At 59.7% G+C, this 25,547-nt stretch carries 22 protein-coding genes; 9 read left to right on the top strand and 13 right to left on the bottom strand.

The annotated features are described in order from the left end of the window. Positions 1-19: 19 nt before the first annotated feature. From ACE3SE_RS17525 to ACE3SE_RS17490, 8 genes are all read right to left on the bottom strand, one after another. The gene (locus tag ACE3SE_RS17525) at positions 20-1,345 is read right to left on the bottom strand and encodes an MFS transporter (RefSeq protein ID WP_374557178.1); all 1,326 of its coding nucleotides are present in this window, start codon (positions 1,343-1,345) and stop codon (positions 20-22) included. A gap of 344 nt (positions 1,346-1,689) precedes the next feature. Further along, positions 1,690-2,631, bottom strand: coding sequence for a ribosome biogenesis GTPase YlqF (gene ylqF, locus ACE3SE_RS17520; RefSeq protein WP_045846781.1), 942 nt, complete (start codon positions 2,629-2,631; stop codon positions 1,690-1,692). A gap of 3 nt (positions 2,632-2,634) precedes the next feature. Beyond that, a complete protein-coding gene (locus tag ACE3SE_RS17515; RefSeq protein WP_045846780.1) occupies positions 2,635-2,847 on the bottom strand; it encodes a DUF3820 family protein in 213 nt (70 codons plus the stop codon). 353 nt (positions 2,848-3,200) lie between these two features. Continuing rightward, entirely contained in the window at positions 3,201-3,539 is a 339-nt protein-coding gene (locus tag ACE3SE_RS17510; protein ID WP_374557176.1) for a DUF4870 family protein, read from the bottom strand. A gap of 9 nt (positions 3,540-3,548) precedes the next feature. After that, a complete protein-coding gene (locus tag ACE3SE_RS17505; RefSeq protein ID WP_374557174.1) occupies positions 3,549-4,163 on the bottom strand; it encodes a hypothetical protein in 615 nt (204 codons plus the stop codon). Between the two features lie 325 nt (positions 4,164-4,488). Beyond that, entirely contained in the window at positions 4,489-6,108 is a 1,620-nt protein-coding gene (locus ACE3SE_RS17500; RefSeq protein WP_374557228.1) for an electron transfer flavoprotein-ubiquinone oxidoreductase, read from the bottom strand. Between the two features lie 105 nt (positions 6,109-6,213). Beyond that, a complete protein-coding gene (locus ACE3SE_RS17495) occupies positions 6,214-7,404 on the bottom strand; it encodes a CaiB/BaiF CoA transferase family protein (RefSeq protein ID WP_374557172.1) in 1,191 nt (396 codons plus the stop codon). A 180-nt stretch (positions 7,405-7,584) separates the two neighbouring features. Next, the gene (locus ACE3SE_RS17490; RefSeq protein WP_062786581.1) at positions 7,585-8,772 is read right to left on the bottom strand and encodes an acyl-CoA dehydrogenase; all 1,188 of its coding nucleotides are present in this window, start codon (positions 8,770-8,772) and stop codon (positions 7,585-7,587) included. A 190-nt stretch (positions 8,773-8,962) separates the two neighbouring features. Here ACE3SE_RS17490 and ACE3SE_RS17485 point away from each other — a divergent pair, with 190 nt between their 5' ends. Further along, the gene (locus ACE3SE_RS17485; RefSeq protein WP_045846775.1) at positions 8,963-9,736 is read left to right on the top strand and encodes an IclR family transcriptional regulator; all 774 of its coding nucleotides are present in this window, start codon (positions 8,963-8,965) and stop codon (positions 9,734-9,736) included. Between the two features lie 64 nt (positions 9,737-9,800). Here ACE3SE_RS17485 and ACE3SE_RS17480 read toward each other — a convergent pair whose 3' ends face one another. Together ACE3SE_RS17480 and argB are read right to left on the bottom strand one after the other, a co-directional pair. After that, positions 9,801-10,235, bottom strand: a complete 435-nt coding sequence (locus ACE3SE_RS17480; RefSeq protein ID WP_374557169.1) for a CBS domain-containing protein — start codon at positions 10,233-10,235, stop codon at positions 9,801-9,803. Between the two features lie 145 nt (positions 10,236-10,380). Beyond that, entirely contained in the window at positions 10,381-11,253 is an 873-nt protein-coding gene (gene argB / locus ACE3SE_RS17475) for an acetylglutamate kinase (protein WP_231588865.1), read from the bottom strand. Positions 11,254-11,417: 164 nt separating this feature from the next. Between argB and ACE3SE_RS17470 the strand changes: the two genes are divergently transcribed. From ACE3SE_RS17470 to gabD, 6 genes are all read left to right on the top strand, one after another. Further along, positions 11,418-12,062 carry a TetR/AcrR family transcriptional regulator gene (locus ACE3SE_RS17470; RefSeq protein WP_045846772.1) on the top strand — a complete coding sequence of 215 codons (645 nt, stop codon included), beginning with the start codon at positions 11,418-11,420 and terminating at the stop codon, positions 12,060-12,062. A gap of 14 nt (positions 12,063-12,076) precedes the next feature. Beyond that, complete coding sequence (locus ACE3SE_RS17465) at positions 12,077-13,156, top strand: efflux RND transporter periplasmic adaptor subunit (protein ID WP_374557166.1); 1,080 nt, start codon at positions 12,077-12,079, stop codon at positions 13,154-13,156. After that, complete coding sequence (locus ACE3SE_RS17460; protein ID WP_374557164.1) at positions 13,157-16,219, top strand: efflux RND transporter permease subunit; 3,063 nt, start codon at positions 13,157-13,159, stop codon at positions 16,217-16,219. Further along, positions 16,216-17,520: a TolC family outer membrane protein gene (locus tag ACE3SE_RS17455; protein WP_374557162.1), complete on the top strand. Its 1,305-nt coding sequence runs from the start codon at positions 16,216-16,218 to the stop codon at positions 17,518-17,520. The genes ACE3SE_RS17460 and ACE3SE_RS17455 overlap by 4 nt, the downstream gene beginning before the upstream one ends. 271 nt (positions 17,521-17,791) lie before the next feature. Further along, positions 17,792-19,057, top strand: a complete 1,266-nt coding sequence (gene gabT, locus ACE3SE_RS17450; protein ID WP_045846768.1) for a 4-aminobutyrate--2-oxoglutarate transaminase — start codon at positions 17,792-17,794, stop codon at positions 19,055-19,057. An 89-nt stretch (positions 19,058-19,146) separates the two neighbouring features. Continuing rightward, positions 19,147-20,607: an NADP-dependent succinate-semialdehyde dehydrogenase gene (gene gabD / locus ACE3SE_RS17445; RefSeq protein ID WP_374557159.1), complete on the top strand. Its 1,461-nt coding sequence runs from the start codon at positions 19,147-19,149 to the stop codon at positions 20,605-20,607. Between the two features lie 64 nt (positions 20,608-20,671). On the opposite strand, the gene ACE3SE_RS17440 is transcribed toward gabD, so the two are convergent. The 3 genes from ACE3SE_RS17440 to ACE3SE_RS17430 form a co-directional block, all read right to left on the bottom strand. After that, positions 20,672-22,111 (bottom strand): hypothetical protein, encoded by a 1,440-nt coding sequence (locus ACE3SE_RS17440; protein WP_062786607.1) that lies wholly within the window; start codon positions 22,109-22,111, stop codon positions 20,672-20,674. Between the two features lie 81 nt (positions 22,112-22,192). After that, positions 22,193-22,957, bottom strand: coding sequence for a GNAT family N-acetyltransferase (locus ACE3SE_RS17435; RefSeq protein ID WP_374557157.1), 765 nt, complete (start codon positions 22,955-22,957; stop codon positions 22,193-22,195). An 8-nt stretch (positions 22,958-22,965) separates the two neighbouring features. Next, positions 22,966-23,355, bottom strand: a complete 390-nt coding sequence (locus tag ACE3SE_RS17430) for a rhodanese-like domain-containing protein (protein ID WP_062786615.1) — start codon at positions 23,353-23,355, stop codon at positions 22,966-22,968. A 103-nt stretch (positions 23,356-23,458) separates the two neighbouring features. Between ACE3SE_RS17430 and pdxR the strand changes: the two genes are divergently transcribed. Next, the gene (pdxR, locus tag ACE3SE_RS17425; RefSeq protein WP_374557155.1) at positions 23,459-24,913 is read left to right on the top strand and encodes a MocR-like pyridoxine biosynthesis transcription factor PdxR; all 1,455 of its coding nucleotides are present in this window, start codon (positions 23,459-23,461) and stop codon (positions 24,911-24,913) included. Further along, complete coding sequence (locus ACE3SE_RS17420; protein WP_374557153.1) at positions 24,910-25,410, top strand: DUF523 domain-containing protein; 501 nt, start codon at positions 24,910-24,912, stop codon at positions 25,408-25,410. Before pdxR ends, ACE3SE_RS17420 begins: the two co-directional genes overlap by 4 nt. The last annotated feature ends 137 nt before the right edge of the window (positions 25,411-25,547 follow it).

Raw genomic sequence — 25,547 nt, 5'->3', positions numbered from 1 at the left:
GGGCCTCGCACACGCAGTGTCAGGACGGATGCTGGCCGACAGGAATAGCGTCTGGCCGTGGCTGCGTCCCGGCCTCTGCTTTTGGCAGGTAGTAGCAGGCCACCACACCCAAGGCAGTGGAAAACAACAGATAGTAAACAGGGGCAATGGGTGAACCGGTGGCACCGGACAGCCAGGTAACGATGAATGGCGCAAATCCGCCAAAGAGCATCACGGCCAGGTTGTAGCCGATGGAAACCCCGGTAGAACGCACCTTGACCGGAAATAACTCCGAAACCGCCGTGGGTGCCGGGCCAAAGCTCAAGCCCAGCAAGGTGCAAAACAGCAACTGAACCATCAACAAACGCTCTATGCCGGGCGCGGCTGCCAACCAGGCAAAACCGGGATAAACGGCCAGCAGCAAGCCGACATAGGGCCACAGCAGCAATGGGCGACGCCCGATGCGGTCGGACAGGGCGCCAGACAGCGGAATCAGCAATGTCATCCAGGCGACAACCAGCATCTGAATGGAAAATACCTGATCCAGCGGCAAGCCGAATTGGCGATGCACATAAGCCGGCATGTTCACCAGCAATACATAGAAGGCAGCGGTTCCGGGGATGGTGAGTCCGATGGTGAGCAGGATCTGACGACGATTCTGCTGCAAGGCAGCCGGCATGCTGGGGGCTTCATCGCTGACCTCGGCTTGTGCGGCATCGACGAATGCCTCGGTTTCATCCATGTAGCGGCGTATCCACAAGCCCACCGGGGCAATCAGCAGCCCCACGACAAAAGGCAGCCGCCAGCCCCAGTTCTCTAATTGGCCCTGATCCAGATTGTGGGTGATCAAGGCCCCCATTCCTGCCCCTCCCAGAATGGCCAGCATCTGCCCGACCAGTTGCCAGGAACCATACAAGCCACGCTGATGCGGTGGAGCCGCTTCAACCAGAAATGCCGTTGCGCTGGCGTATTCCCCTCCGGTGGCAAAGCCCTGCAGCAAACGGGCCAGCACGATGAGAAAGGGTGCGGCAATACCGATTGCTGCATAGGGTGGCGCGCAGGCGATCAGCAGCGAAACCAGCGCCATGATGGCCATGATCAGCTGCATGGCAGCCTTGCGGCCCTTGCGGTCGGCATAAATGCCCAGCAGCACCCCACCGACTGGCCGCATGAAGAAACCGACCCCGAAGGTGGCGGTTGCCATCAGCAGGGAAATGAATTCATTGCCATCCGCCGGGAAGAACAGTTTGGAAATGATGCTGGTCATGAAGCCGTAGACAATGAAGTCATACCACTCCAGCGTATTACCGATAACGGCGGCAAGAATCTGTCGTTTGCGGGAAACCGGTTTATGCGTACTGTTCACCTTGCCACCTCCAGCCAGCTGATTGGACTATTGCTCCGGGCCGACAGCGCACAAGCATCGAACAGGAACAAGCGGACGAAACAGTCCTGCAAGGTAGAGAGGGATCAAATCGTATGCTACTGGCCTATCTGCCAAGCCCAGAGCAGCCATGCGCAAACGGACTGACTGCAAATCAGGCAGGAATGGTCAGCAAGGGATTGATATTGAAAACAAACAGATGTGAACTCGCCTGATTGGCGAGCACCATTTCAGGGACGGCGCTCACCGGCAATAGCCGGTAGCAAGAACAGGAAGAATCAGGATGAGCAGGCTCAAACCGAAGGGGTTTGAGCCTGTAGCAGAAATCAGCTGTTGCGCGATGCGTGCTTGCGCTTTTCCTTTTCGCTGAGCATGGCCTCGCGGGCGGCAGCCTTCTGGGCCGCCAGTTCCTTGGCGCGTTTTTCCCACACCACCCATTCTTGCGGACGCTCCAGCGTGATGCGACCGGTATTGCCATCGCGAAAATCGGTCAGCACGATTTCAGCTGCTTTCTGGATATTGACGCGACCGCCACCCAGCATGGCACCACGCTTGCGGCCAATCATTTCCAGCACCTGCCAGTCCTGCAGGCCATCCACCTCATCCAGCTTGTAGCGGGCGGTCAGTTCAGGGACATAGTGTTGCAGCAGGTATTTGAGCAGCTCCAGCGACACTTCTTCCTCGTCCATGGCATTGCGGCCAACGGCACCGCTGGCGGCCAGATTGTAGCCACCCTCTTCCACTTCGATCTTGGGCCACAGCATGCCGGGGGTATCGTACAGCTCGACGTCATCGGCCAGGATAATGCGCTGCTCGTTCTTGGTGACGCCAGGCATATTGCCGGTCTTGGCTATCTTGCGGCTGCTCATGCTGTTGATCAGCGTGGACTTGCCGACATTGGGAATACCGCAAATCAGTACACGCAGCGGCTTGTCCAGCCCGCCACGGTTGGGTGCCAGTTCGCGACAGGCGGCCACCAGCTTTTGCGACGGCGCACGCTCGCCGGCATCCAGGCCAATGGCCTGGGTCTGCTTTTTGGCGCGATACCATTCCAGCCACTGGCTGGTGATGGCGGGGTCGGCCAGGTCTTGCTTGTTGAGGATCATCAGGCGCGGCTTGCCCTTGGCCATGCGCGCCAGCATCGGATTGGCGCTGGACGCCGGCAAGCGCGCATCCAGCATTTCGATGACCACATCGATTTCTTTCAGGCGCTCCATCACATCTTTGCGCGCCTTGTTCATGTGGCCGGGAAACCATTGAATTGCCATGCTTTAACGCTTTCTTAACGGGTCCAGTAAATAACTCAGTCCATTGTGGTCTATCTCCTGCATCAATTGCAGCAGACGTCCGATCTCACTCTTGGGAAAACCCTCGCGGGCAAACCAGTTGAGGTAATTGCCGGGCAAATCACAAATCAGTACACCCTGGTGTTTGCCAAAGGGCATTGCGGTGGTAACCAGACGCTGCAGATCTTCTTGTTGCATGCTTTCAGACCGGACTGAAGGAGGCGCATTGTGCCAAAGGCTGCCATTTTACGCCACAGCCTTGTTTTGTCGGACTTTTATTGTCGAGTTGCCGGATTTGACCTGCGACAAGTGCCGTTGTCATTTTTCTGTCGAAAACCGGCGTGGACGGGATAGCATGGTGGCCATTCGTTACCGGGGTCTGGTCGGTTCCGATTGCGACCGCAATGCGAAGTCAGTTCAGTGATAGCGACGTAGGTTCTTTGGCGCAGGCAGCGTGCCCATGCATGCTTGCACATGGCAGCAGGCGGTAGCCTGCTTTCGCGCTCAAGGCCTCTTCGGGCAGCCAGCCTTGGTTGCCCTTCTTTTTTTGCTCAGTGCGGCAGTGCTTTGCCGTCATTCAAGGCCAGAATGCCGCGCAATACCCGGTACAGCCCCCACAGCCAGATCAGGCCCCAAATGGCCAGGCCGACAAATAGCCACAGCAGTGCATAGCCCAATACGCTGCCCAGCAGGCAGAACCAGAAGGTGCGGATCTGCCAGTCAAAATGGCTTTCGTACAGCGTTCCGCGACAATCATCGCGCTTGAGATAATTGATGATCACCGCCACCACCATGGGCAACCCGGTAAACAGGCTAATGCCTTGCAGGATATACACCAGCAGGGTGAGGTTGTTCAGCCGGCGCTCATCTTCGCGGGTGAATAAATCCATACTTGTCTTTCAGTTGCTGGCCGGGGCCTGCAGGCGCTGCCACAGCGGGTGCAGACGGTCGCGGCATTGCTGGGCCGCCAGACGCGATGCCATGAACAGGGATTGCATGCCGTGCGCCACACCGACCATGCCGCTCATGCGCTGGCGGCTCCAGCCCTGCAACATGCCCGGATTACGCTGGGGCGCAGTCAACAAAACCGGTGCGGCCGTTGGCAGCGTCATGTGCAGCTGGTCAGACAGCATCCGCAGGCGGCGGTTGGCTTCGTCCAGCAGGCTCAGCTCCGGCAAGGTAACGGCGACATGGCTCAAGGCAAGGACGGCAATACGGGCAGCCAGCCAGTCGGCTTCATCGGCAAAGCGGCTAGGGGAACAGGTGCTTTTGCTACGCAGCGAAGACAGCAACATGGCCAGGGCGCGGATGTCCGGCAGCAGGGTCTCCAGCACCGGGGTGGCCGCGGTCTGGTCGTGCTGTTGCAGGGTGTGATACAGGCTGTCCGTTTGTGGTGCCACGGTATTGGCCAGGGCCTCACCATCGGTCAACAGGGTTACGGACCATACGGCGCCGTCCAGCACCAGATTGGCGCTTTCTCGGGCGATCTGCCTTGCATCACTGACTTCATTCATGACCTGGATCTCCAGTCTGCTTGCCTGGGTGGGTCCGGCGCCTGCTTTGTCTGGAAATAACAAATGCCGCCGGATTGACCGCGGCGGCATTGTTCGGGTTTGTTCGTTCTCTGTTACTTTTTACTGCTGCAGAGACGCCCCTTGGAGCCGCCGTGATGTGCGGTACCAATAAAAATAGGCGTTAAAGACTGCGGAAAAAGTAATCATGTCGACCATCCTGCCAACAAGGGCAGTGGGCTGTCAAGGCGGAATGCAAGAAATCGTTGCATTGCACAAAAAAACCCGGCCTTGGCCGGGTTTTTGCAACAGCAATACTGCGCGCTGCTTACATATTGGGATAGTTGGGACCGCCACCACCTTCCGGGGTGCACCAGTTGATGTTCTGGCTGGGGTCCTTGATATCACAGGTTTTGCAATGCACGCAGTTCTGCGCATTGATTTGCAGGCGCGGGCTGCCTTCTTCCTGACCGACGATTTCATACACACCGGCCGGGCAGTAACGCTGCTCGGGTGCATCATACTTGGCCAGGTTGAAGCTGATCGGCACGCTGGCATCTTTCAGCTTCAGGTGTGGCGGCTGGTCTTCGCTGTGATTGGTGTTGGAAATGAACACCGAGGACAGGCGGTCGAAGGTCAGCACCCCGTCCGGCTTGGGATAGTCAATGCGCGTGCATTCGCTGGCCGGGCGCAGCGCTTCGTGGTCGGCATGCTTGTGACGCAGCGTCCACGGGGCCTTGCCACGGAACAGGAAGGTGTCGATGGCCGAATAGATCATGGCCGGCCACAGGCCCCAGCGGAAGGACGGGCGGATATTGCGCACCTGGTGCAGTTCTTCGTGCAGCCAGCTTTGCTTGAAGCTGGCTGAGTAAGCGCTTGCTTCCAGCCCCTGGGCTTCCGGATTGGCATGCAGCAAGGCAAACACGGCATCGGCCGCCAGGATGGCGGACTTCATCGCGGTGTGCGTGCCCTTGATCTTGGGCACATTGAGGAAGCCGGCGGTGTCGCCCACCAGCAAGCCACCGGGGAAGGTGAGCTTGGGCAGACTCTGGATGCCGCCTTCGGTCAAGGCGCGCGCGCCATAGCTCAGACGACGGCCACCCTCGAACACACCCTTGATGGCCGGGTGGGTCTTGAAGCGCTGGAATTCCTCGAACGGCGACAGGTAGGGGTTGGTGTAATCCAGCCCCACCACATAACCCACCACCACCTGATTGTCTTCCAGGTGGTACATGAAGGAACCGCCGTAAGTGGCGGTGTCCACCGGCCAGCCCACGGTGTGGGTGATGGTGCCGGGCTTGTGATTTTCCGGTTTGACTTCCCACAACTCCTTGATGCCGATGCCGTAGGTTTGCGGGTCGGCGCCGTCACGCAGGCCAAAGCGCTCGAACAGCATCTTGGTGAGCGAGCCGCGACAGCCTTCGGCAAAAATGGTCTGTTTTGCCCACAGCTCCATGCCGGGTTCGCCCGGCTGGTCGCCATTCTTGCCGGTACCCATGGCACCAGTGGCCACGCCCTTGACCGAGCCGTCGGCATGGTAGAGCACTTCTGCGGCGGCAAAACCGGGGTAGATTTCCACGCCCAGGGCTTCGGCCTGCTCGCCCAGCCAGCGGCAGAAGTTACCCAGGCTGACAATGTAATTGCCGTGATTGTGCATCTGCGGCGGGGTCGGCAGCTGGATGGACTCGGTTTCCGTCAGGTAGAGGAAACGGTCGGACAGCGCCGGGGTATTCAGCGGTGCACCTTTTTCTTTCCAGTCCGGGATCAGCTCGGAAAGCGCCCCGGTTTCGATCACGGCACCGGACAGGATATGTGCGCCGATTTCCGAGCCTTTTTCCAGCAGACAGACACTGATTTCCTGGCCGTTCTGTTCGGCCACTTGCTTCAGGCGAATCGCGGCAGACAGCCCGGCAGGGCCGCCGCCGACGATCACCACGTCGTATTCCATATAATCGCGTTGCACCACATCTCCTTTGCGCCCGGAGGGCTGTCCTTATTAGCTGGCAGTCATCATGCAATGAAGCAGCCACGCTCGTCAAAATCAAACAAGCGTTTAAACGGTGCCTTGCTCACGCAGTGTGGCAATCGTGGCAGCGTCGTAGCCCAGCGCGCGCAGTACGTCGTCGGTATGTTCACCCAGTTTGGGAGGGGCCTGATTGTACTCGACCGGCGTGCCGGAAAGTTTGATCGGACACCCTACCAGGGGCACATTTTGCCCCACACTGTCCTGCATGTGTATTTCCATGCCGCGATGGCGAATCTGCGGATCGCGGAAGGCCTCGTCCACTGTGTTGATCGGGCCACATGGCACTCCAGCCTCATCCAGCCGTTTCAGCCATTGTTCGCGGGTATTGCCCATGAAAGCTTCGGCCAGCAAGGGTACCACGCTGTCGCGGTGCTTCACCCGCAGCGGATTGCTGGCAAAGCGTTCGTCATCGGCCAGTGCCGGCAGGCCGATGACCTGGCATACCGCACGGAATTGCTTGTCGTTGCCGCAAGCCAGAATGAAATGGCCATCGGCGCAGGCAAACACCTGATACGGCACGATGTTGGCGTGGGCATTGCCCAGACGCGGCGGCACTTGCTGACCAATCAACCAGTTCATATTGATATTGGCCAAGGACGCCAGCGCGCAATCAAACAAGGCCATGTCGATATACTGGCCCTTGCCACTGCTCTGGCGCGCAATGATGGCCGCCAGAATGGCATTGCTGGCATAGATGCCGGTGAACAGGTCGGTGACCGCCACGCCCACCTTGTGCGGTTCGCCATCGGCGGGGCCGGTAATGCTCATCAGGCCGGACATGCCCTGCACGATGTAGTCGTAGCCGGGCAGCTCGGCATAAGGGCCATCCTGACCAAAACCGGTGATGGAGCAATACACCAGCCGCGGATTGAGCTGGCTGAGGCTGTCGTAGTCCAGCCCGTATTTTTTCAGCCCGCCCACCTTGTAGTTTTCAATCACCACGTCGGCATCGCGTGCCAGCGCGCGGACAATCTCCTGCCCTTCCGGCTTGGTGATATCCACCGTCACCGAGCGCTTGCCGCGGTTGGCACACAAAAAGTAGGCTGCCGTGCCATCCGCCAGGCTGGGCGGTGCCCATTGGCGGGTGTCGTCCCCGGCACCGGGGCGCTCCACCTTGAGCACTTCGGCACCCAGATCGGCCAGCAACTGACCAGCCCACGGCCCGGCCAGTACCCGGGAAAGATCCAGAACCTTGATGCCTGCAAGTGCGCCCGCCATGGTGTTCTCCTGATTGATTCGTTAGTGGCCGTCTGGTGGCCGGATGGACAGTGTGATGCCGCCGCTTAAGCAGCCACATGACACTGTTCACCAAAAAAAGGGCCCGGTAAGCACCGGGCCTCGCAAGGACAGACAGGAACCAACAACGGGGGCAGGTGGAGCCACACCCCCGCTGTGCTATCAGGCAAATGCCTGAATACCGGTCTGGGCGCGGCCCAGAATCAGGGCATGCACATCGTGCGTGCCTTCATAGGTGTTGACGGCTTCCAGGTTCATCACGTGGCGGATGACATGGAATTCGTCGGCAATACCGTTACCGCCGTGCATGTCGCGGGCGATGCGGGCGATGTCAAGCGACTTGCCGCAGTTGTTGCGCTTGATCAGTGAAATCATTTCCGGCGCAGCCTTGCCTTCGTCCAGCAAGCGGCCGACGCGGATGGCGGCCTGCAGGCCCAGCGCGATTTCGGTCTGCATATTGGCCAGCTTCAGCTGGATCAGCTGGGTGGCGGCCAGCGGGCGGCCAAACTGCTTGCGGTCCAGCGTGTACTGGCGTGCGGCGTGCCAGCAGAATTCGGCGGCACCCATGGCGCCCCAGGCGATGCCGTAGCGGGCCTTGTTCAGGCAGCCGAACGGGCCTTTCAGGCCTTTCACGCCCGGCAGGATGGCGTCCTCCGGCACCAGCACTTCGTCCATCACGATTTCACCGGTGATGGAAGCGCGCAGGCTGAACTTGCCGTGAATCTTGGGAGCGGACAGGCCCTTCATGCCTTTTTCCAGCACGAAGCCGCGGATTTCACCTTCGTCATCCTTGGCCCACACCACAAACACATCAGCCACCGGGCTGTTGGTGATCCACATCTTGCTGCCGGACAGGACATAACCGCCGTCTACCTTGCGGGCGCGGGTTTTCATGCCGGCCGGGTCGGAACCGGCATCCGGTTCGGTCAGGCCGAAACAGCCCACCCATTCGCCGGTGGCCAGCTTGGGCAGGTATTTGTCTTTCTGTGCTTCCGAGCCGTAGGCCCAGATCGGGTGCATCACCAGGCTGGACTGCACGCTCATGGCCGAACGGTAGCCAGAATCGACGCGTTCCACTTCACGCGCCACCAGACCGTAGGCCACGTGGCTCAGACCGGCGCAGCCGTAGCCGTCGATGGTGCAACCCAGCAGGCCCAGTTCGCCCATCTCGCTCATGATTTCGCGGTCGAAGCGTTCTTCACGGTTGGCCGTTAGCACGCGCGGCAGCAGGCGGTCCTGACAGTAGGCTTCGGCAGTCTGCTGGACCAGGCGCTCTTCTTCGGTCAGCTGGTCGGCCAGCAGGAAGGGATCTTCCCAGGCAAAGGGTGCGCGGCTGTTGGATGCGGCCATCGAGAGTTCTCCTTGATTAGCTTGTTCCGCATTGCGGAATTGCGTTTTACATTGCAGAATAGACTAGCAACTCCAAAATCGGCTGTAAAGCGTTTTCTTTTACCGGCGCCGCAAGCAGGCTATCCTTGCCGCTCGCGCCAGACAGCCCGGAGGGAAAATCCGGGCCATCCATACAGAATCGAGGAATGCAATGCAGGAAGAAGATGACAAGGACCGACTGTTCGTCACCGCGCTGGCGCGTGGCCTGCAGGTGATGGCCGCGTTCCGGCCCGGGGAGTCGGCACTGTCCAATCTGGAAATTGCCAAGCGCACCGGGCTGCCCAAGTCCACGGTATCGCGGCTGACCTACACCCTGACCACGCTGGGCTATCTGTCCCAGGACGAACACAGCGGTTTCTACCGCTTGGGCGTAGCCTTGCTGGCACTGGGTTCGGTAGTACTGGCCAGCTACGACATCCGCCAGGTCGCCGGGCCGCTGATGCGGGAATTTGCGCTGGAGAACAATGTTTCCATCAGTCTGGCCATGCGCGACGGCACAGACATGGTTTATCTGGAAACCTACCGCAGCCAGTCGCGTGTCAGCGTGCAACTGACCGTGGGCTCGCGCGTCCCCATTGCCACTACCGCCATCGGCCGGGCTTTTTATGCCGGACTGCCGGTAAATGTGCGCCAGCAACTGGATGGCGAACTGGCCACGCGTTATGGCGAGCGCTGGCCGGAGCTGCAGCAACGGCTGCAACAGGCGATGGCGGAATACCAGCGCTGCGGCTACTCCGCATCATTCGGCGAGTACGAGCCGGACGTGATGGCCGTGGGCGTACACCTGCCCTCGCCCACTCCCGGCCAGCCGCCGATGAGCCTGAACGCCAGTGGCCCGGCCTTTGCCTTCAGCGCCGAGGTGATGCAACAGCAAGTGGCACCTGCGCTGATTGCCTTGCGCCAGCGCATCGTGCCGGTGGCCTGATGCCTTACGCCAGATAGCAAAAAGCCGCCATCTGGCGGCTTTTTGCTATCTGGCTGGCCGAAACTCAAGCACTCTGGATGTAATGCACCAGCTGATTGATGACCTGCTCCTGCTCCTTGATGGTGGCGTGAACCAGATCGCCAATCGACAGCATGCCCAGCACCGTTTTGCCTTCCAGCACCGGCAGGTGGCGGATGTGCTTTTCGGTCATCAGCGCCATGCATTGGTCGGAATTCTGTTCCGGTGTGACATACACCACCTTGCTGGTCATGATCTCGCGGATGCGGGTGCCAGCAGAAGTACGCCCCTGCAGCACAATACGACGCGCATAGTCCCGTTCGGAGAAAATGCCGACCACTTCGCCGCCATCCATCACCAGCACCGCACCGATATCGTGCTCTGCCATCACCTGTAATGCCTGAAATACGGTACTTTCCGGCGTAACGGTAACCAGTACCCGCCCGGACTTTTGCTCCAGCAACTGTCTGACTGTCTGCATTGCACCCTCCTCATCGGCCAAGAGAACCTGAAACAGGCTGTTTCAATACTATAGAACAAGTTTGATCAACAACATGGCTGGCGGCAGGGCAAGAAAAAGGCCGGCGGGCATGACGCCCCCGGCCTGGTCAATTCGAAGCAGTGGTTCAGCTGGCGCGAATCATGGTGCCCACGCCGTCATCGGTCATGATTTCCAGCAGCAGTGCATGCGGTACGCGACCATCAATGATGTGTACGGTATTCACGCCGCTGCGGGCGGCATCCAGCGCCGAACTGATCTTGGGCAGCATGCCGCCGTGGATGGTGCCATCGGCAAACAGGGCATCCACTTGCTGGGCGGACAGACCGGTCAGCAGCTTGCCTGCCTTGTCCAGCACGCCGGGGGTATTGGTCATCAGGATCAGTTTTTCGGCGTTCAGGGTTTCCGCCAGCTTGCCCGCCACCAGATCAGCATTGATGTTGTAGGCTTCGCCATTGGCACCCACACCGATAGGCGCCACTACCGGGATGAAATCCTGACGGTCCAGCAAGGACACCAGCGACGGGTCGATGCTGGAAATTTCACCAACCTGGCCGATGTCGATCTTTTCATCGCTCTCATCGCTGAGGAACATCTTTTCCGCACGGATGAAGTGGCCGTCCTTGCCGGTCAGGCCAACAGCCTTGCCACCATGGGTGTTGATCAGCGACACGATTTCCTTGTTCACCAGGCCGCCCAGCACCATTTCCACCACGTCCATGGTTTCCTGGTCGGTCACGCGCATACCCTGGATGAACTTGCCTTCCTTGCCGACACGCTCCAGCAGCTCGTTGATTTGCGGGCCACCGCCATGTACCACCACCGGGTTGATGCCCACCAGCTTGAGCAACACGATGTCCTTGGCAAAGCCTTCCTTGAGCGCGTCGTCGGTCATGGCATTGCCACCGTACTTGATCACGATGGTCTTGCCGGAAAAACGGCGGATATACGGCAGGGCCTCGGCGAGAACCAACGCTTTTTCAGCGGCATTTACAGACACAACGATCTCCTTCTGCAGGGTGAAGGCCGGAAGCGCTCCGGCCATGGGCGACAATGTGTTGCATTCTAATCAATCAAACTACTGAACACTGATTTATTAATTGTATTGGCCACTGCTTTGCACTACATTGCACAGCATTAATGAACAGGTATTCAGATAAATCCATGACAGAAAACTGCCCAATCGCACGCTGGCGCAGAAAAAAGGAAGCCCGCCCGGCCGAAATTCTGGACGCAGCACTGATCCAGTTTGTCGAGAAAGGCTATCGCGCCACCAAAATGGAAGACATCGCGCGGGCTGCCGGTGTGACCAAGGGCACGCCTTATCTTTACTTTCAGAACAAGGAAGAGATTTTCAAGGCCATCGCCCGTGGCACCATTGTGGCCAATCTGCAGCAGCTGGCGCAGGTGGCGGCCGACTTCCAGGGCAGTACCAGCGAACTGCTTCATCACATGATAGAGCACTGGTGGCAGGAGGTTGGCTCTGCGCCATCCGCCGGCCTGTGCAAGTTGATGATTGCCGAGGCGGCCAACTTCCCGGAACTTGCACAGTTCTACTTTGAAGAAGTGATTGCCCCCAGCAATCAGATGCTCAGCACGGTGCTGGAGCGCGGCATTGCCAGCGGTGAATTCCGCCAGGTACCGCTGGTACACACGGTGGATGCGCTGCTGGCCCCCCTGCTGACCACCATGATTTTCAACCATTCCTTCGCCCAGCTGCCCGGCTGCTGCATCGGCTCCACCAAGGACCCGCTCGGCTTCCTCAAGGATGCACTCGATCTGGTACTGCACGGCCTGAAAAAGAACTGACAGGAATACTGCCAATGTCCATTCCCTTCCGACTCGCCGGCCTTGTGGCACTCACCCTGCTGCTGAGCGCTTGCCAACAACCCGACAACAGCGTGGAAGAAATCCGCCCGGTGCGCGTGACCACGGCCGGCACCCTTGGCAACACGCCAAGCGATAGCTTTGCCGGGCAGATTCGCGCCCGCACCGAAACCGACCTTGCCTTCCGCATTGGCGGCAAGATGGTCGCCAAGCTGGTGAACAGCGGCGAACACGTGAAAAAAGGCCAGGTTCTGGCGCGTCTCGACCCCAGCGACACCAGCCTGGATATCAGCGCCAAACAAGCCCAGCTGGCCGCAGCAGAATCCGATCTGGCCCAGCAGCAGCTGAACCTGCAACGTTATCAACAGTTGCTGGCCAAGCAATTCATCAGCCAGGCCCAGGTGGACAGCCAGCAAAATGGCGTCAACGCCGCCCGTGCCAAACGGGATGAAGCCCGTGCCCAACTGGCTGCCAGCCGCAATCAGGGCAGTTACACCCAGCTGCTTGCCGACGCCGACGGCATTGTCAGCCAGATGCTGGCCGAGCCGGGTCAGGTCGTGGCAGCCGGCCAGCCAGTGGCACGACTGGCACACGATGGCGAGCGGGAAGCTGCCATTCAGGTGCCGGAAAACGCCTTGCAACAAGTTCGTCAGCAAAAACAGTTTGTTGTCACCCTGTGGGCTGGCAAGCAGCAGTTCGAGGGCAGCTTGCGTGAACTGGCCGGTGATGCCGACCCGGCCACCCGCACCTACGCGGCCCGCATCAGCCTGCCTCATGCCAGCGCACTGGCACTGGGCCAGACCGTTACCGTCACCCTGAGCGGCAATGGCGCAAGCCAGAGCCAAAGCCTGCGCCTGCCGCTGACGGCCCTGCTGGATGAGCAGGGCAAGCATTATGTGTGGGTGGTGGATGACAAGACCTTGCGCGTCAGCCGTCGGGCAGTCAGCGTACAAAGCATTGACAGTCAGAGCGTCACCCTGCAGGGCGGGGTACGGCCGGGTGAAAAAGTGGTCAGCGCCGGGGTGCACCTGCTGCACGACCAGCAGCGCGTCACCTTGCTGCAAGGTGCCCTGTAAATGAAAAAACTCAATCTGTCGGAATGGGCGCTGCGTCATCAGGCGCTGGTGCTGTACTTCATGGTGATGCTGATGGTATCGGGCCTGTGGGCGTATACCCAGCTGGGGCAAAAGGAAGACCCCGAATTCACCTTCAAGGCCATGCTGGTACAAACCTATTGGCCGGGTGCCAAGGCGGTGGAGGTTGAACAGCAGATCAGCGACCGGCTGGAAGAAAAACTGCAGGAAATGCCGGAAATCAAGTACGTGCAAAGTTACAGCAAGCCGGGCGAATCCCTGCTGCTTGTCACCCTGCGCGAGGACGTCCCGGCAAAAAATGTGCAGTCACTGTGGTATCAGGTGCGCAAAAAGCTGGGCGATGTACGCCACAACCTGCCTGCCACCACCCAGGGGCCATTCTTCAATGACGAATTCGGCGATACCTTCGGCAACATCTATGCCTTTACCGGTGACGGCTTCACGGCGGAAGAACTGCGTCGCTACGTAGACCAGGCCAAGGAGGAAATCCTGCGGGTGCCGGATGTCGCCAAGGTCAGTCTGGTCGGCGAGCAGAGCGAGAACATCTATATCGACCTGTCCAGCAGCAAGCTCGCCTCGCTGGGCCTGGACACCAGCACCATCTGGAGCGCCCTGCAACAGCAAAACGCCATGATGCCCGCCGGCACCTATGAAACCGCCAGCGACCGCATCTGGGTGCGCCCGACCGGCAATTTCAGCACGGTGGAGTCCGTCGCCAACACGCCCATCATTGCCAATGGCAAGAACCTGCGACTGGGCGACATCGCACAGATTCATCGCGGTTTTGTCGACCCGCCCAGCTTCCGAATGCGCTTCAATGGCCAGCCTGCGCTGGGCCTGGCCATCACCATGAAAAGCGGCGGTGATGTCCTGCAACTGGGCGAGCACCTGGATGCCACGCTCAAGCAGATCCAGTCCAAGCTGCCGGTGGGGATCGAGATTCACGCGGTTTCCGATCAGCCCAAGGTGGTGAAGGGCGCGGTCAGCGAATTCATGCGTTCGCTGATTGAAGCCGTGCTGATTGTGCTGGCGGTCAGCTTCTTCAGCCTGGGCCTGCGCACCGGTGTGGTGGTGGCGCTGTCGATTCCGCTGGTACTGGCCATGACCTTTCTCGCCATGTACTTCTTCAAGCTGGACTTGCAGCGCATTTCGCTGGGCTCGCTCATCATCGCGCTGGGCCTGTTGGTAGACGATGCCATCATCGCGGTGGAAATGATGGCGCTGAAGCTGGAACAGGGCTGGAACAAATTCCAGGCCGCAACCTATGCCTACACCAGCACCGCTTTCCCCATGCTGACCGGCACGCTGATTACCGCCGCCACCTTCCTGCCGGTGGGGCTGGCCAAATCCGATGCCGGAGAATATGTATTCAGCCTGTTCGCGGTGGTGGGGCTCGCCCTCATCCTGTCCTGGATTGTCGCGGTGGTGTTCACCCCCTTCCTCGGCTACAAGCTGCTGCCGGAACAAAGCACGCATCATCAACAGCATGACGTCTATCACAAACCGTTCTATCTGCGCTTCCGCGCGGTGCTGGAATGGTGCCTGCACTATCGCAAGACGGTGATTGCCATCACGCTGGGCGTGTTCATCCTGTCCTTGCTGGCCTTCCGCCTGCTGGTGGCACAGCAGTTTTTCCCTTCCTCCAACCGGCCGGAGCTGATGGTGGACCTGTGGCTGCCACGCGGTGCCAGCTATGCAGCCACCGAAGGCGAAGTGAAAAAACTGGAAGCGCTGATACGCCAGGACAAGAATGTACGCAGCGTCACCAGCTATGTCGGCAGTGGCAGCCCGCGCTTCTATCTGCCGCTGGATCAGCAGCAACAGCACCTGAACTATGCCCAGCTGATGGTGATGACCGGTGACGAGCATGTACGCGAACTGGTGAAGAGCCGTATCGAGCAGATTTTCGATCACGACTTCCCGCTGGTACGCGGCCGCGTCACCCGACTGGAAAACGGCCCGCCGGTAGGCTACCCGGTGCAGTTCCGCGTAATGGGGCCGGACCACGACAAGATCCGCGCCATTGCCGCCGAAGTGGAAAAACGGGTACGTGCCAACCCGTCCACCCGCCATGTCAACATCAACTGGGGTGAACAGCTGAAGGCGCTGCGCATCACGCTGGATCAGGACAAGATCCGCCTGCTGGGCATCAACAGCCAGTCGCTGTCCCAGCAGCTGCAAATGCTGATTTCCGGTGCCACCGTCACCGACTACCGCGACGGTAACCGCACCGTCGGCATCGTGGCGCGGCTGAACAAGCAGGAGCAGAGCGATGTGGCGGCACTGGGCAATTTGCAGGTGCAAACGGCCAGCGGTCGCTTTGTGCCGGTGTCGCAACTGGGCAAGATCGACTATCAGCCGGAGGAATCCATCATTTGGCGGCGCAACCGTCTGCCTACGATCACGGTCAACGCGGATGTCGCCGACGGGGTGCAGGGCGATGACGTCTCCACCACGTTGTGGCCACAGATGCAGCAGCTGGAGGCAAGCCTGCCCCTGGGCTATCACATCGAACTGGGTGGCTCGCTGGAGTCCAGCAGCAATTCGCAAACCGCCATTGCGGCAGTCGCGCCGTTCATGATCGTGGTGGTGCTCACCCTCTTGATGCTGCAATTGCACAGCTTCCAGCGCACCTTGATGGTATTGCTGACTGCACCGCTGGGCATGATAGGCGTCACGCTCACCCTTATCCTGTTCCAGGCACCGTTCGGCTTTGTCGCCATGCTGGGGGTGATTGCCCTGTCCGGCATGATCATGCGTAACTCGGTGATCCTAGTGGATCAGATCGAACATGACATCAGCGAAGGCATAGACCGTCACGAAGCCATCATCGGCTCGACGATCCGGCGCTTCCGCCCCATCATGCTTACCGCACTGGCGGCCATCCTGGCCATGATTCCGCTCACCCGCAGCACCTTCTGGGGGCCGATGGCGGTGGCCATCATGGGCGGACTGCTGGTGGCCACGGTACTGACCCTGCTGTTCCTGCCTGCCCTGTACGCCCAGTGGTTCAAGGTGGACCGTCCGCAAAAGAGAACAACATGAAACATCTTGTCCGCTTCACCCCGCTGCTGCCTGCGCTGGCCCTGCTGCTGGCCAGCCCCGCCACCCTTGCCTTCGACCTGAGCGAGGCCTGGCAGGCAGCCCGCAGTTACAACAGCGACTATGCCGGCTCGCGCGCCGACCTGACTGCCGGGCGCGAACTGGCTGTGCAGGGCCGCGCCCAGTTACTGCCGCAAGTGGCCCTCACCGGCAGCTACAGCCACACCAACCCCACCCAGCCCGCGGGGCAGGCCAGCTACGACAGTTCTGGTTATGGCGTCCAGCTGGCGCAGCCCCTGTTTGATGTCAGCAAATACAGCGCTTACCAGAAGGGAAAGATCGCCAGCCAGCAGGCGGACATCAGCTTTGGTGCTGCCGAACAGCAACTGATGGTGGAAATTGCCCGCGCTTACTTCGACGTGCTGCTGGCCGAGGACACCCTGACCGCCACCCGTGCCAGCAAAAAGGCGTACCAGACCCAGCTGCAGCAGGCAAAAGCCGCCTTCGATCTGGGCACCGCCACCATTATTGACACCCACGAAGCCCAGGCCGGCTTTGATGCTGCCAGCGCCAGGGAAATCGTGGCGCTCAACCAGCAGGAAATCAGCCAGAACAACCTGCGCCGGCTCACCGGGCTGGACCCACGCGCCATCCAGCCACTGCAAGCGCAGCTCCCCCCTCCCCCGACCGGCGATCTGCAAAGCTGGCTGGAAGTGGCCACGCACAACAGCCTGGCGCTGCGCGCAGCCGAACAGGCCTTGCAATATGCCAGCCAGACCGTCACCGAAAAGCGCGGCAACCAGTTACCTGTCGTAGCGCTTAATGCCGGTTACAACGACAACCGCAGCAACCAGAATGGCGCACTGCCGGTCACCCGCGGCAGCAGCATCGGCGTGTCGGTCAGCCTGCCGCTGTTTGCCGGTGGCGGCATCAACTCGCAAATCCGCGAAGCGCTGGCCAAGGAGGAGTCCGCCCGTGACAAGCTGGAATCCACTCGCCGCCAGTTGCGCGAGGATGTACGCAAAAGCTGGCTGGGCGTGACCAATGGCGCCGCCCTGGTAAGGGCGCAACAACAGCTGCTGGTTTCGGCCAAAAGCAAGGTGGACTCCACCAAGCTGGGCAAGGAAGTCGGCATCCGTACCAATCTGGATGTGCTGCAGGCCGAGCAGTCTTACTACGATGCCATGACCAGCCTGGCCACCGCCAAGTACGACTACCTCACTGCCCGCCTGCAACTGGAGCAAGTGGCAGGCACCCTGGATGAAGGCCGGCTGCAGATAGTCAACGCGGCAATTCGACATTAGACAACTTGCCATTTGTGATCAAATAGGGCTACTGTTTGCGCAGCAGCCCTTTTTTCATGGTGTGCTTGTCTTGCAACAAGTGTTTAACTTTTTGATGCAGGTGTAGCTTTTTGCTAAACACCTGATTAGAATCAAACCACTCTGGAAAACGCCAGAATCTGGCCCAGCCAACTGGTTGACACTGATAAAAGCATCGCCAAATGCCCTAGGTGCTCCAGCATTCATGTTCAGGACAATGCCACCAGGCACCCCAATCTTTAGGAGAGATGGAATGAGCAACAAAGATCTGATGCAACGCAAGGCCGATGCAACCCCGCGCGGCGTGGGCGTAATGTGTACTTTCTTTGCCGACAAGGCCAAGAACGCCGAAGTATGGGATGTTGAAGGCAATCGTTACATCGACTTTGCTGGTGGTATCGGCGTACTGAATACCGGCCATCTGCATGCCAAGGTACAGGCTGCCGTAGCCGAACAACTGAACAAGTTCAGCCACACCTGCTATCAGGTTGTGCCTTACGAATCCTACGTTACCGTGGCCGAAAAGCTGAACAAGCTGAGCCCCGGTAACTTCGCCAAGAAAGCCGCCTTTTTCAGCACCGGAGCTGAAGCAGTCGAGAACGCCATCAAGGTGGCCCGCGCAGCTACCGGTCGCCCGGGTGTGATCGCATTTGGCGGCGCCTTCCACGGCCGTACCATGCTGGGCATGGCACTGACCGGTAAGGTTGCCCCGTACAAAATCGGCTTTGGCCCGTTTGTAGGCGAGATCTACCACGCTGCTTACCCGAACGCCCTGCACGGTGTTTCGGTTGAAGACTCGCTGGCCAGCATCGAAAAACTGTTCAAGTACGACATCGAAGCCAAACGCGTTGCCGCCATCATCTTCGAACCGGTACAAGGCGAAGGTGGTTTCTACTCCGCACCGGCCGAATGGGTACGTGCCATCCGCAAGCTGTGTGACGACAACGGCATCGTGATGATTGCCGATGAAGTACAAGCCGGCTTCGCCCGTACCGGCAAGCTGTTTGCCATGGAACACTTCGACGTTGCCGCCGATCTGACCACCATGGCCAAGTCGCTGGCCGGTGGTTTCCCGCTGGCAGCGCTGGTAGGCAAGGCCGAACTGATGGACGCACCGGCACCGGGCGGCCTGGGTGGTACTTATGCTGGTAGCCCGCTGGGCCTGGCTGCTGCCAATGCCGTGATCGATGTGATTCAGGAAGAAAACCTGCTGGAACGTTCCAACAAGCTGGGCGACCTGCTGAAGGAAAAACTGCACAGCCTGAAGAAGGACATCCCGCAGATCGCCGACATCCGTGGCCTGGGTGCCATGGTGGCTGTTGAATTCAACAAGCCGGGCACTCACGAGCCGGATGCCGAATTCACCAAGAAGGTACAGACCAAGGCGCTGGAATCCGGCCTGATCCTGCTGACTTGCGGCGTGTACTACAACGTGGTTCGCTTCCTGTTCCCGCTGACCATCGAAGACGAAGTGTTCGCCGAAGCGCTGGCCAAGCTGGAAGCTGCCCTGAAGGCCTGATCCGTCACGGACTGATGATGACGGCCAATCCCGGCAACGGGGTTGGCCGTCTGCACACACACCATCCTCCACCCATTCTGGAGAGACACATGCTGAATCTGAAAGACCCTTCCCTGCTCAAGCAGCAGTGCTACATCAACGGCCAATGGCTGGACGCTGACAACGGCGAAACCATTCCGGTCACCAACCCGGCCACCGGCGAAGTCATCGCCAGCGTACCGAAAATGGGCAAGGCCGAAGCCGAACGCGCGGTAGCCGGTGCCGCCGAAGCCTTCAAGAGCTGGAAAAGGAAATCCGCCAAAGAACGCTCGGTCATCCTGCGTCGCTGGTTTGAACTGATGATGGCCAACCAGGACGACCTGGCCGTCATCCTCACCAGCGAACAAGGCAAGCCGCTGGCCGAAGCCAAGGGCGAAATCGCTTACGGTGCTTCCTATATCGAATGGTATGGCGAAGAAGCCAAGCGCCTGTATGGCGACACCATTCCGGCCCCGGCATCCGACCGTCGCATTCTGGTCACCAAGGAGCCGATCGGCGTTACCGCAGCCATCACGCCGTGGAACTTCCCCAATGCCATGATCACCCGCAAGGCAGCCCCGGCACTGGCCGCTGGCTGCCCGATGGTGGTACGTCCGGCCAGCCAGACTCCGCTGTCCGCCCTGGCCATTGCCGTACTGGCCGAACGTGCCGGCATTCCGGCTGGCGTGTTCTCGGTACTGACCGGCAGCTCCAGCGAAATCGGTGCCGTACTGACCGGTAGCGACACCGTGAAGAAGTTCTCCTTCACCGGCTCCACCGAAGTGGGTCGCAAGCTGATTGCCCAATGTGCCGATACCGTCAAGAAAGTGTCGATGGAACTGGGCGGTAACGCACCGTTCATCGTATTTGACGATGCCGATCTGGATGCTGCTGTTGAAGGCGCCATGATTTCCAAGTACCGCAATGCCGGCCAGACCTGCGTCTGCGCCAACCGCATTCTGGTACAAGACGGCGTGTACGATGCCTTCGCCGAAAAGTTTGCCGCTGCCGTAGCCAAGCTGAACGTGGGCAATGGTCTGGAAGCAGGCATCACCCAAGGCCCGATGATCGACCAGAACGCCGTGGCCAAGGTGGAAGAGCACATTGCCGACGCGCTGGCCAAGGGTGGCAAGCTGATCGCCGGTGGCAAGCGCCACGCGCTGGGCCACAGCTTCTTCGAACCGACCGTGATCACTGGCGTGACCCCTGCCATGAAGGTGGCCAAGGAAGAAACCTTTGGCCCGCTGGCTCCGGTATTCCGCTTCAAGACCGAAGAAGAAGCCATCCAGATGGCCAACGACACCGAGTTCGGCCTGGCCAGCTACTTCTATGCCCGTGACGTGGGTCGTATCTTCCGCGTTTCCGAAGGCCTGGAATACGGCATGGTTGCCGTCAACAGCGGCCTGCTGTCCAACGAAGCCGCACCGTTCGGTGGCGTGAAGCAATCCGGCCTCGGCCGCGAAGGCAGCAAGTACGGTATTGAAGACTACCTGGAAATCAAATACGTACTGCTGGGTGGCCTGGACAAATAAGTCCGGCTCCCGCCAAGCAAAAAGCCCGCATCAGCGGGCTTTTTGCTTATGGCGCCAGCACAGATCAATGCAGCTTGACGATGGTTTCCGACAGCGGGATATCCGCCTCGCGCAGGCAGTCACACAGGTCTTTCCAGCCGGCATCCTTGTCCGGCGCCACATCCGGCACCAGCAGCCAGGGCGAACGTGCCAGCAGCTCATCCTTGCCCTGCAGCTTGAGCCCTACTTCGTAACCCTGCATTTCCGGCTGGTATTCCGCCACGGCTTCCAGCTCCTGCAGCCCGCCCACCTTGCTGGCAATCAAGGCCACGGTGAGGCCCAGGCGCTTGCGGTTCCAGGCCCGTACACCGGCGGACAAGGCCTCCCACCATGGCAGCGGGGCAAACAGTTCGGCCTCGCCATATTCCATCTCGGCACCAATGGCCTGCTGCACCAGCGGCATCACCGCATCCAGTGCCTTGCGTGACAGCTGTCTTGCCTGGTCAATCGGCAAGGCACCACGCTCCACCAGGAAGGGCAGCCAGGAAATCACCAGTTGCGGATCCTGCGTCTTGCGCGCGGCCTCGTAAGTGGCACGTGAAGAGGCCGGGTCCAGCGGGGCAAAGTCACAACCGGCATCCATCACGCTGGCCAGATGCATCAGGTTCTGACAAGCACGCTCATTGAGCATGTCGACAGTAAACAGGGTGGGAGATATCCAAAGGATGGCCTTTTCCGGTACATCCAGCGCATCCGCCAGCGGGGTTTCCAGCCGCTCCAGCAAGGGAAAATGCCACCACACACCACCTTGCGCACGCGAGAAGGCAAAGGGCAGTGCCCATAATTCGAAAGACACCACAGAGCCGTCTGCACGCACCACTTCGGGAAAGGCAATGGCATCCCGCGCACTGTTCACCAGCAAGGCACGCGCTGCCGGTTCCGCCAGCAAGGAAAGCTGGGCTTCGGTGAACACGGCCTGGTCACCGCCCATCAAGGCCTGCTGCACCTGGGCGGCAAAACCGGCGCGATGCATGGGGTCAAGGGCGGCGGCACGGGCTGCATCACGCAGCGTGCGAATGGCAAGGCTACGCTCAGCAGGTGGCAGCGGCTCGGTCGGCCCCTGGCGCATTTCACGCGGGCGCGGGCCAACCTCACGCTCGGCATAGGCTTCATGCAGGCGCTGATAAGTGCTCATGGCTTCATCGCAGATTGCCTGCAAGCGCGCCGCCGTCGGCACCTCGGCACTGAAGACAAAATCAAACAGCCGCAAACCGCGATTGCAGACATAAACACTCTGGTTGGCGACCGGATCAAACAGCAGGTCGCTGGCGAAGGCTTCGGTATCGCGACCGGCAAACTCGGTAAAATCATTGCCAACCAGGCGGCAAACAAAGGCGGGGGCTGCGGTGTGGATCAGATATTCGGTGGCCTCCAGGCCTGACGCGTCCACGGCATCGCCAAAGATGAAACGGTTAGGCGGCTGCGGCTCACCCTTGATACGGGCATTACGGGGATGCGGAGTCATCGATCAACCAAAAAAATCTGCAAAAACATCCCATTGTACCCGCCACCCCCATGTGGCGAAACCGCTGCAATGCGAAATGCCCTAGTTGCCTGTTACGCCACCGTTACGCCAGTCGGACATCAGCCGGGACAAGGCCAGTCGCTGTCGGCCGGCCGCATCAAAGTTTTCCGGTGCCAGCCATTGCTCCAGCGCCTGGCGTACCGCCGGCCATTCGCTATCCAGGATCGAATACCAGGCGGTATCCCGATTACGCCCCTTGATCACCATGGACTGGCGGAACAGTCCTTCAAACAGAAAGCCCAGCCGCTCTGCCGCCCGGCGCGATGGCAGGTTCAGAGCATTGCACTTCCATTCATAACGGCGGTAACCCAGTTCGAAAGCATGACGCATCATCAGGTACATGGCCTCGGTGGCAGCAGGTTTCTGCTGCAACAGGGGCGAATAGTTAAGATGCCCGACTTCAATTACACCGTTGGCCGCATCGATGCGCAGATAGCTGGCCAGACCCACCGGCTGCCCGCTGGCAGCGTCGATGATGGTGTAAAACTGCGGATCGCTCAGACCTTCCATTCCCCTCAACCAGGCGGTGTAGTCGGTGAGACTGGCAAACGGTCCGTAGCCAAGATAAGTCCAGTTCGCCTCCGCGCCATCTTCTTGCATGGCGGCATACAGCCCTGCAGCATGCTGCGCCACCGACAAAGGCTCCACCCGGCAATACTGCCCGTGCATGACCACCGGCTGCGGCACCGGGCAAGCCTGCCACTCGGGCAAGGCCACACCATGTAACTGGCCATACTGATTCAATTCACCCTGCGCCAGGCGTTGTGCAATAAATTCCTCAGACATACTGCCTCCTAACACGCACACTGAATGGCAGACCCGGCAGTCGCATGGCTGCCTGCTGTGGCAAAACCATCGCGCTTCCACCAGTCCAGCCCACCCTGCAGCTCCTTCACCCGAAAACCCAGCTGCAACAGCTTGATGGCACCATTGGTGGAGCCATTGCAACCAATGCCATCACAAAATGGCACCAGCAGTGCATCCCGAGGTAATGCGGCCGTGGTTTCCGCATTCATGGTGCGGTGTGGCAGGGACAAGGCACCGGGAATGCTTTCACGCTCGAATGCGGCGGTGGCACGCGTATCAATCAGAATCAGTTTCTCGCCCGCTTCCAGCGCCGCCTTGACATCGGCAGCATCAATTTCATAGGCCAGCTTGGCCTGGTAGAACTCCAGCTGAGTCATTGGCTTCTCCTTGCTTGCTGTATTTGCAATAGCAGCAGATTACGGGCAAATTGATTCCTTCAAAAGAACCACTCTTTGTACCAGCAAAGGAACCACTTCATTCATGCATGCCGACTGGATCATCGACTATCTGCAAGGACAGCTGCAGCGGCAAGGGCAATCAACACTGTCACAGCAGGTGTACAAGCTGCTGCGCGAAGCCATTGCCCGGCAGCAGCTTGTCGCTGACACGGCACTGCCCGCCAGTCGCATGCTGGCGCAGGCCTTGCAGATCGGTCGCAATACCGTGCTGGCAGCCTACGATCAATTACTGGCCGAAGGCTATCTTTACAGTCGGCCAGGGGCCGGTACCTTTGTCAGCCCGGCCTTCAGCAGTCTTGGTCAACCCACGGCAACAGCACGCGGGCATGCCGGCCTGTCACAACGGGGGCAGGCACTATCCGAGCAATACCGGCTCCCCACCGGCCTGACCGGAGCCTTTGCTCCCGGCTTGCCGGAGTTGCGCCAATTCCCGCATGCCGTCTGGCAGCGACTGCAGCATCAGCATAACCGCCAGGCACCGTCGCACTGGTGGCACTATCAGCAAGAAGGCGGTCTGCCAGCCCTGCGCCAGGCCATATGCACCTATTTGCAACTATCACGCTCGGTGCACTGCCAGCCTGAGCAGATTCTGGTGGTGCAAGGTGCGCAGCAAGCGCTGGAGCTGACCGCACGACTGCTTGCCGACCCGGCTGACCAGGCCTGGATGGAGGATCCGGGTTACGCCGGGGCACAGGCAGCCATGCAGGCAGCCGGTTTGCACATCATCCCGGTGCCAGTCGACAGTGAAGGGCTGAATCCCGCTGCTGCACCGCCAGATAGCCGGCCACGGCTGGTTTACATCACGCCATCACACCAGTACCCCAGTGGCGTTGTCATGTCCCTCGCCCGCCGCCTGGAACTGCTGCAACGTGCAGAGGCCGATAACAGCTGGATCATCGAAGACGACTACGACAGCGAATTCCGTTACGATGCCCAGCCCATCGCCTCGCTGCAGGGGCTCGCGGACAGCGCACGGGTCATCTACATCGGCACCTTCAGCAAAGTCATGTTTCCTGCCATGCGATTGGCTTATCTGGTCATCCCACCCGCGCTGGTCGATGCCTTCCGCTCAGCCTACGCCCGTCTGTATCGTGAGGGCTGCTATGCCCAGCAGGCTGCGCTGGCCGACTTCATCGAGCAGGGGCATTTTGCCCGCCACATCCGCCGCATGCGCGACTTGTACCGGATACGCCAGCAATTGCTGCGCAGCACATTACAGCAGGCCGTGGGAGATGCCGTTCCCCTCTCATCCGGCCAGGCCGGCATGCACCTGGTGGCAAGCCTTCCTCCCACGATCAATGACCAGCAGCTCAGTCAGCAAGCAGCACGAGAGCAATTATGGCTGCGCCCGCTGTCACGCCATTTTCTGGGTGCACAACAGCGTAACGGGCTGGTCCTTGGCTATGCCGGGGTCGAAGAAAATGACATTCGCCGGTCGGCATTGCGACTGGCCCAACTGGTGGAGCCCTTATTGTGAGTACCAACAAACCCGCATTACTGATCAGCGCCTGTCTTCTGGGCGAAGCTGTTCGCTACGATGGTCAGGCAAAAGGACAAGCACCAGACCAACTGGCTGCATTGGCTGAGCGTTTCCAGCTGATTCCTACCTGCCCGGAATGCGCCGGAGGCCTGCCCATTCCCCGCCCGGCTGCAGAAATCAGTGGCGGAGATGGTTCCGACGTATGGCAAGGCAAGGCAAAGGTCGTGACTGCTGATGGCCAGGACCTTACCACGGCCTTTACCAATGGCGCAGAGCACAGCCTCGGACTGGCGCAACAGCATAGCTGTCAACTCGCCTTACTCAAGGCCAATAGCCCGTCTTGCGGCAACCGGCACATCTATGACGGCAGCTTCACCGGTCAGCTACAGCCTGGCGAAGGTGTAAGCAGCAGCCTGCTACGTCAGCACACTATCCGGATATTCAATGAGGAAGAAATCAGCAGCTTGCTGGAGCTTGCCGCTCGAAAGACATGATCTTGCATCAGGAAAATAAAAAGCCCGGAACATGATGTCCGGGCTTTTTACTGCCAGCTGGCTGGCGAATGGGGAGTTTGGCGGTGTCCTACTTTCACATGGCGAATGCCACACTATCATCGGCGCTAAGGCGTTTC

This window comes from Aquitalea pelogenes, assembly GCF_041914625.1.
Taxonomy (GTDB): Bacteria; Pseudomonadota; Gammaproteobacteria; order Burkholderiales; family Chromobacteriaceae; genus Aquitalea; species Aquitalea pelogenes.
Note: the sequence above shows the minus strand (reverse complement) of the source record. Positions and strands in the feature narration are given on the sequence as shown.